This is a genomic window from Streptomyces sp. 2A115, from assembly GCF_052245575.1.
Lineage (GTDB): Bacteria > Actinomycetota > Actinomycetes > Streptomycetales > Streptomycetaceae > Streptomyces.
In genome coordinates this window covers 1-989 of sequence record NZ_JBQQCG010000239.1, presented here as the reverse complement: position 1 = coordinate 989, position 989 = coordinate 1, and the positions used below count along the sequence as shown (strand labels likewise).

At 71.9% G+C, this 989-nt stretch carries 1 protein-coding gene; it reads right to left on the bottom strand.

The genetic code is table 11. The features are described from left to right. Positions 1-86 precede the first annotated feature (86 nt). Positions 87-989, bottom strand: a 903-nt coding sequence (locus tag ACTWQR_RS55800; protein ID WP_443235027.1) for an IS701 family transposase, incomplete at its 5' end; no start/stop codon positions are given.

Below are 989 nucleotides of genomic sequence, written 5' to 3'. Positions count from 1 at the left end.
GGTGGGTATGTCGTGGTGGCAGGTGGGGCAGGCACCGGTCCAGAGGGCGAGGAGTGTCTGCAGCTCGCGGACGACCTGGTAGAGGCTCAGGCCGGCGCCGCGTCTTTTGGGGCCCGGGCCAGTCGTTGCAGGGTGCAGAAGGCGTGCGCGACGGAGACAAGGGTGACGTGGTGGTGCCAGCCGTTGAAGGTGCGGCCCTCGAAGTGGGCCAGTCCCAGGGCCTGTTTCATCTCCCGGTAGTCGTGCTCGATGCGCCAGCGGAGTTTGGCGAGGCGCACCAGGGTGGTCAGCGGCATACCGGAGGGCAGGTCGGACAGCCAGTACTGCACCGGCTCGCTCTCACCGGCGGGCCACTCGGCCAGCAGCCAGCACGCGGGCAGTTCCGGGCCGTCGACGTGCCGGCGGACCTCGCGTCCGGCGGGCCGGATGCGCAGGGCCACGAAGCGGGAGTACATCCGCCTGCGGCCCGAGCGGCCGGTGCCGGGCCGGGAACCCTGCCGCCACTGCACCGGCCTGGCCGCCTTCCGGCCCGCCGCGATGACCAGCTCCTTCACCGGCCGCGCCTTGTCGGGATACTTCGCCACCGGCGGCCGTCCGGACCCCGAGTACGGCTCCGCCACCGGTACCGCGTCGCCGCTCTGGGCCGACAGTGTGGCGGAGATCCCCACCACGTAATTCAGGCCGCGCTCCTGCAGTCCGTGCCGGAAGGCGGCGGCGTCGCCGTATCCGGCGTCCGCGACGGCCAGCGGCACCTCCAGTCCCCAGGAGCGGGTCTCATCGAGCATGTCCAGCGCCAGCTGCCACTTCTCCACATGCCCGACATCGTCCGGGATGGAGCAGGCGGTGCGGCGGGCGACCTTGCCCGCATCGGCCTTCGGTGAGGCGGGATCCCAGCTCGGGGGCACAAACAGCCGCCAGTTGACCGCCGCCGAGGCGTGGTCGCGGGCGAGGTGGAGCGAGACACCGACCTGGCAGTTGGTGACCTTGCC